Here is a 6,082-nt window from a genome sequence, read left to right on the forward strand (position 1 = left end):
AAATGCTGGTGGATAAAACCTATCAGCTATTGGATAAGGGGCCGATAAGGGCCCTTATCCTTATCTTAGCTTTAGTAACTGCAGGTGCAGTCATGTGGGATCCAACCCTATTTGCTGCGAAAACGAGTTCATTTCAGATATGGCAAGGGCTGTTGTTAATATGGGCAACATGTACCGCGATGATTTTTGGTGTGGGTTTTAAACCTAAAAAAGTTATCTTCCGTGCAATTTTCCATCCATTGCCAGCTGCCATCATTCTTATTTGGGGACTTTTTCAGGTCTTTAGATAATTCTAATTGCTAATTATGGGTCAATGGACCCATAATTATTTTTGATATCTTTACTTTCAAAGTGATTCCAAACTGGCACTGTCTTGCGTATAGTGGCACCGTTAATTAATTTAACCTAAGACGGAGTGATTGTTATGTTATTTCGCTGGCCTGTTCGCGTGTATTATGAAGATACAGATGCGGGCGGTGTTGTTTATCATGCACGCTATTTAGCCTTTTTTGAGCGAGCAAGAACCGAAATGCTGCGAAATAAAGGTATCAATCAACAAAGTATGCTTGCTGAAAACCTTGGCTTCGTTGTGCGAAGCATGACAATTGATTTTGTCAAAGGCGCTAAGCTAGATGACCTGCTGGAAGTTGAAACGCAAATTATTGAAATGAAACGCGCTTCATTAACTTTTCAGCAAAGGTTAGTTGATTCGCAAGGTAACCTGCTTTGTGGGGCAAATGCCCTTATTGCTTGTGTGGACACATCAAAAATGAAGCCGATTGCGCTTCCTAAGTCTATTGTCGCGGAGTTTAAACAGTGACTGACATGAATATCCTGGATTTATTCCTTAAAGCGAGCCTTTTGGTTCAGCTCATTATGTTCGTTTTGATCGGTTTTTCTATCGCATCATGGGCGATCATTATTCAAAGAACGAAAATTTTAAATGCGGCAACTCGTGAGGCTGAAGCATTTGAAGATAAGTTCTGGTCAGGTATCGAGTTATCGCGCTTATATAAAGAAAGCCAAGCTCGCCGTGATGAATTGAGTGGTGCCGAACAAATTTTCCATTCTGGTTTTAAAGAGTTCGTTCGTTTACACCAAGCGAATATTCATGCGCCAGATGCAGTAGTGACGGGAGCTTCCCGTGCAATGCGTATTTCAATGAATCGTGAACTCGAATCAGTTGAAGCACATATCCCATTTTTAGGTACTGTTGGTTCAATTAGCCCTTATATTGGTTTATTTGGTACCGTTTGGGGGATTATGCATGCATTTATTGCATTGGGCGCGGTAAAACAAGCAACATTACAAATGGTTGCACCGGGTATTGCTGAAGCATTGATTGCAACCGCAATTGGTTTGTTTGCAGCGATCCCTGCAGTTATGGCATTTAACCGTTTGAACTTACGTGTCAGCAAATTAGAGCAAAACTACGATAACTTTATGGAAGAGTTTTTAGCCATCTTGCATCGTCAAGCTTTCTCTGCTGATAAGAAATAAGACGGGGGAGATAAGCGAATGGCGCGCACAAGTCGCAGACGTGAGCTGAAATCCGAAATCAACATTGTTCCATTACTGGACGTATTGTTGGTACTGTTGCTGATATTTATGGCAACAGCACCGATTATTTCTCAAAGTGTGGAAGTTGAATTGCCGGATGCAACAGATACACAAACCGTCTCATCAAGTGATAACCCACCGATTATTTTAGAAGTGTCGGGGGGTGGCCAATATAATATGCGTCTTGATGGTGAGGTTTTAGAATTGTTACCACCAGAGCAAATTGCGGCAGAAGCAAAATCTCAATTAGAGAAAAATCCAAAAGCGATTTTCTTGATTGGTGGAGCAAAAGAAGTCCCTTATGAAGAAGTGATTAAGGCGCTGAATATATTACACAGCGCAGGGATAAAATCGGTTGGCTTGATGACTCAGCCTATTTAGGCTGGGTTATTGTCGTTTGAATAAGTCACAATTCTTTTTTTGGATACCAGAGTGGGAAAGACAAAAGAGAAAAAAGATAACTTAAATCGATCATTAGTGATGTCAATTGCATTGCACGTCCTATTGATCGGCTTGATTGTTATAGGCTCTTTAGTTTCCGTCGTCAAACTTGGTGGTGGCGGAGAAGAGGGAACTGTCATCGATGCTGTGATGGTTGACCCTGGCGTGGTTGTTGAGCAATATGAAGAAATGCAAAGGCAGCAAAATAACGTCAGACAAGCGGCGAAAGAGCGTAAAGAGCAAGAACAAAAGCAAGAGGCTGAGCTTAGAGAGCAGCAAGAAAAGGAACAAAAGCGTCTTCAGCAGCTTGAAGAAGAGCGTATTAAAACTGAGCGTGCAACGGCGGAGCAACAAAAGCAAGCCGAAGAACAACAGAAGAAAGCGTTAGAAGCGGCTAAAAAAGCGAAGGAAGAGCAAAAAATAGCTGAAGAAGCTGCCGCGAAAGCGAAAGCAGAAAAAGAAAAATTAATTAAAGAGCAAGCCGCTGAAAAGGCGAAAGCTGAGGCACAAGCTCAGAAAGAAGCAGAAGCGGCGAAAGCCAAAGCTGAAAAAGAAGCTAAAGAGAAAGCCGAAAAAGAAGCCAAGGAAAAAGCAGAAAAGGACGCTAAAGTAAAAGCTGAGAAAGAAGCTAAAGCTAAAGCCGATAAGGAAGCCAAAGAAAAAGCAGATAAAGAAGCGAAAGCCAAAGCGGCAAAAGCTAAAGCTGAGGCTGCAAAAAATGCCGCTTCCGTTGACGATTTACTTGGTGATTTAACGGCATCAGGCCCTAGCAAGCAAGGTGGCGAAGCTGCAGCTGGAAAAGGTGGCGGTAAAAAATCAGGGGCATCCAATGCTGATGTAGACAGCTATGCTGGGAAAATAAGAGCTGCAATCCAAAGTAAGTTTTATGATTCAGATACTTACCGAGGACGTACCTGTGATTTACAATTAAAGCTAGCACCAGATGGACTATTGCTCAGTATTACACCAAAAAATAATCCAGCAAATGATGCCGCTTTATGCGATGCGGCAATTCGTGCAGCAAAACTTGCAACAATGCCTAAACCGCCTAATAGAGAAGTCTATGACACATTCAAGAGGGAAGGTAGTGTAGTTGTGTTTAAACCTTAATATTCAATAACTCAGAGCAGTCTGTATTGATATTATTAAGGCAATAGCATAAATAGTTTGTGTGGTATCTAGTTTTGTTATTATACCTTTGTTAAAATTCAGCGAATTATTGCGGTAGTAAATAATCCGCAGTAAGGGAGATAAGAATGAAGCAGGCTTTTAAAGTAGTTTTAGGGTTCCTAATGCTATGGGCGACAGTGGCTCAGGCTGAAATACGTATTGAGATCACTGAAGGTGTTAACTCAGCTCAACCTATTGGTGTTGTTCCGTTTAAATGGTCAGGTGCCGGTGCACCACCACAAGAAGTCGGCCAAATAGTCGGTGCTGATTTACGCAATAGCGGGAAATTTAACCCTATCGAACCAAGCCGTATGCCTCAACAACCGGGTACCGCTTCTGAAGTGATTCCTGAAGCGTGGACAGCATTAGGTATTAACGCAGTTGTTGTGGGGCAAGTACAGCCTGCAGCAGATGGTAGCTTTGTTGTTAGCTATCAGTTAGTCGATGTCGCGGCTAACCCAGGTGCTGTTTTATCTCAGAACCAATATAAAGTAACAAAAGAATGGTTACGTTATGCAGCGCATACTGCAAGTGATGAAGTCTTTGAAAAATTGACAGGTATTCGTGGTGCATTCCGTACACGTATTGCTTATATTGTTGTCAACAAAGGCGGTCAGTATCCATATGAATTACGTGTTTCTGATTACGACGGTTTTAACCAGTTTACGGTTCACCGTTCACCAGAACCTTTGATGTCGCCAGCATGGTCACCAGATGGTGAAAAACTGGCTTATGTTACATTTGAAAGCGGCAGTTCAGCACTTGTCATTCAAACCTTATCGACAGGAGCGGTTCGTCAGGTAGCATCATTCCCTCGTCACAATGGGGCACCTGCATTCTCTCCGGATGGGACTAAACTGGCATTTGCATTGTCTAAAACAGGCAGCTTGAATTTATATGTAATGGACTTAGCGAGTGGGCAAATTCGTCAGGTAACCGATGGTCGTAGTAACAATACCGAGCCAAGCTGGATGCCAGATAGCCAAACTTTAGTCTATACTTCAGATCAGGCAGGACGTCCGCAGATTTATAAAATGAATATTAATGGTGGCAGCCCTGAGCGTGTGTCCTGGGAAGGAACACAAAATCAGGACGCTGATGTTAGCCCGGATGGTACTTTCTTAGTGATGGTCAGCTCCGGTGGCGGTCAGCAACATGTCGCCAAACAAGATCTGGCAACGAATAACGTTGAATTTTTAACGAAAACGTTCCTAGATGAAACGCCGAGTATCGCACCTAACGGCACTATGGTAATTTATAGCTCCTCTCAAGGCTTGGGGACTATATTGCAGCTAGTTTCGACCGACGGGCGTTTCAAAGCGCGTCTTCCGGCTACCGATGGACAGGTTAAATTTCCTGCCTGGTCGCCGTATCTGTGATGCATAATAATAATGTGTGGCAAAAAATATTAAGGATCAAAACGATGCAACTGAATAAAGTGCTTAAAGGGCTGATGATCGCGTTACCAATCATGGCAGTCGCAGCTTGTAGCTCTAACAAAAACAATGACCAAGATGGCGTAGATACTTCTACTAACCAAACTAATACTGGTCTGTCTGCGGAAGAGCTGGCACGTCAGCAAATGGAACAGCTGCAACAAAACAACACTGTTTACTTTGGCTTTGACAAATACAACGTATCTCCAGAGTACGCTGAAATGTTAGATGCACACGCAGCATTCCTGCGTAGCAACCCATCTGTACGTGTTGTTGTTGAAGGTCATGCGGATGAGCGTGGTACTCCAGAATATAACATCGCGCTGGGCGAGCGTCGTGCTAATGCAGTTAAAATGTACCTGCAAAGCAAAGGTGTTTCTGGTGACCAAGTTTCACTGGTTTCTTACGGTAAAGAAAAACCAGCTGTGTTAGGTCATACTGAAGCAGACTACGCGAAAAACCGTCGTGCAGTCATTGCATACTAATAGATAAGCGAAATTATCTATTATGAACAGTAACTTCAGACACTTACTAGTCGGTCTGTCGTTATTGGTTGGCGTAGCGGCCCCTTGGGCCGCTATTGCCCAAGCGCCAATCAACAATGTCGGATCTGGTTCAACAGCAGATCGCCTTACCCAACTTGAGACAGCAGTTAGCTCTCAAGGTCAAATTCTGTATCAAATTCAACAGCAACTCGCTGACAATCAACGCGATATCGACATGTTACGTGGTCAGATTCAAGAAAGTGAATACAAATTGAATCAAGTCATTGAGCGTCAGAAAGATTTATACATGCAATTAGACAATGCGGGCGGTGGTAATTCAGCAACCTCAGGCGATACAGCAACACCTGACACTAGCGCATCAAATGGATCATCTTCCTCAGCGACACCTACGGCAGCGGCCAATACAGGTGGAAATGAGAAAGATGATTATAATGCTGCAGTCAAATTAGCGATGGAAAGCAAATCCAAAGCTCAAATTGACCAAGCAATAAGTGCATTACAAGGTTTTATTAAAGCCTACCCTAAGTCTGGGTATCAATCTAACGCCAACTATTGGCTGGGGCAGTTAAACTACAATAAAGGTAGCAAAGACGATGCTGCTTTTTATTTCGCCACTGTAGTTAAGCAGTATCCTAAATCCCAAAAAAGCAGCGAAGCCTTATATAAAGTTGGGCTGATCATGCAAGATAAGGGACAAAAAGATAAAGCGAAAGCTGTTTACCAACAGGTATTGAAACAATATCCAAACAGTGCTGGTTCAAAATTAGCCGAAAAAAAGCTGAGTACACTTTAATTTATAGCCCCGAAGCAATATTACCGAATATTTCGGGGTTATCAGTATGATAAGTGTGCGTTTAATCTTTTTTTGCAAAAAAATCATTGCACCCTCGTCAGAAATCAGTAATATAAGCCGCCGTTGATACGAGAATACGGTTAGCCGAAAATCTCGAAAAACAGAAAGAAATTTAG

8 protein-coding genes are annotated in these 6,082 nt (G+C 42.6%); all 8 read left to right on the plus strand.

The genetic code is table 11. The annotated features are described in order from the left end of the window. The first annotated feature begins 2 nt into the window (after nucleotides 1-2). The 8 genes from ybgE to cpoB all read left to right on the plus strand — a co-directional run bounded on the left by ybgE (nucleotide 3) and on the right by cpoB (nucleotide 5,906). A complete protein-coding gene (ybgE, locus tag PR834_RS19475; RefSeq protein WP_004256791.1) occupies nucleotides 3-290 on the plus strand; it encodes a cyd operon protein YbgE in 288 nt (95 codons plus the stop codon). 134 nt (nucleotides 291-424) lie between these two features. Then, nucleotides 425-820, plus strand: a complete 396-nt coding sequence (gene ybgC / locus PR834_RS19480; protein WP_004256789.1) for a tol-pal system-associated acyl-CoA thioesterase — start codon at nucleotides 425-427, stop codon at nucleotides 818-820. Beyond that, entirely contained in the window at nucleotides 817-1,500 is a 684-nt protein-coding gene (tolQ, locus tag PR834_RS19485; protein WP_004256787.1) for a Tol-Pal system protein TolQ, read from the plus strand. The genes ybgC and tolQ overlap by 4 nt, the downstream gene beginning before the upstream one ends. Nucleotides 1,501-1,518: 18 nt before the next feature. Next, nucleotides 1,519-1,941 (plus strand): colicin uptake protein TolR, encoded by a 423-nt coding sequence (gene tolR / locus PR834_RS19490; RefSeq protein WP_272536872.1) that lies wholly within the window; start codon nucleotides 1,519-1,521, stop codon nucleotides 1,939-1,941. 51 nt (nucleotides 1,942-1,992) lie between these two features. Further along, on the plus strand, nucleotides 1,993-3,111 hold the full coding sequence (gene tolA, locus PR834_RS19495; RefSeq protein WP_272536873.1) for a cell envelope integrity protein TolA: 1,119 nt from the start codon (nucleotides 1,993-1,995) through the stop codon (nucleotides 3,109-3,111). A gap of 146 nt (nucleotides 3,112-3,257) precedes the next feature. Next, nucleotides 3,258-4,550 (plus strand): Tol-Pal system beta propeller repeat protein TolB, encoded by a 1,293-nt coding sequence (tolB, locus tag PR834_RS19500; RefSeq protein ID WP_004256782.1) that lies wholly within the window; start codon nucleotides 3,258-3,260, stop codon nucleotides 4,548-4,550. A 44-nt stretch (nucleotides 4,551-4,594) separates the two neighbouring features. Continuing rightward, nucleotides 4,595-5,092 carry a peptidoglycan-associated lipoprotein Pal gene (gene pal, locus PR834_RS19505; protein WP_004909091.1) on the plus strand — a complete coding sequence of 166 codons (498 nt, stop codon included), beginning with the start codon at nucleotides 4,595-4,597 and terminating at the stop codon, nucleotides 5,090-5,092. Between the two features lie 22 nt (nucleotides 5,093-5,114). Then, nucleotides 5,115-5,906, plus strand: coding sequence for a cell division protein CpoB (gene cpoB / locus PR834_RS19510; protein WP_196724487.1), 792 nt, complete (start codon nucleotides 5,115-5,117; stop codon nucleotides 5,904-5,906). Nucleotides 5,907-6,082 lie beyond the last annotated feature (176 nt).

It is taken from the genome of Providencia sp. PROV182 (assembly GCF_028480325.1).
Lineage (GTDB): Bacteria > Pseudomonadota > Gammaproteobacteria > Enterobacterales > Enterobacteriaceae > Providencia > Providencia hangzhouensis.

Bases quoted from the DNA above. Each gene is read 5' to 3' on its own strand.
- ybgE (WP_004256791.1), top strand. From the start codon at position 3: ATGCTGGTGGATAAAACCTATCAGCTATTGGATAAGGGGCCGATAAGG.
- ybgC (WP_004256789.1), top strand. From the start codon at position 425: ATGTTATTTCGCTGGCCTGTTCGCGTGTATTATGAAGATACAGATGCG.
- tolR (WP_272536872.1), top strand. From the start codon at position 1,519: ATGGCGCGCACAAGTCGCAGACGTGAGCTGAAATCCGAAATCAACATT.
- tolB (WP_004256782.1), top strand. From the start codon at position 3,258: ATGAAGCAGGCTTTTAAAGTAGTTTTAGGGTTCCTAATGCTATGGGCG.
- pal (WP_004909091.1), top strand. From the start codon at position 4,595: ATGCAACTGAATAAAGTGCTTAAAGGGCTGATGATCGCGTTACCAATC.
- cpoB (WP_196724487.1), top strand. From the start codon at position 5,115: ATGAACAGTAACTTCAGACACTTACTAGTCGGTCTGTCGTTATTGGTT.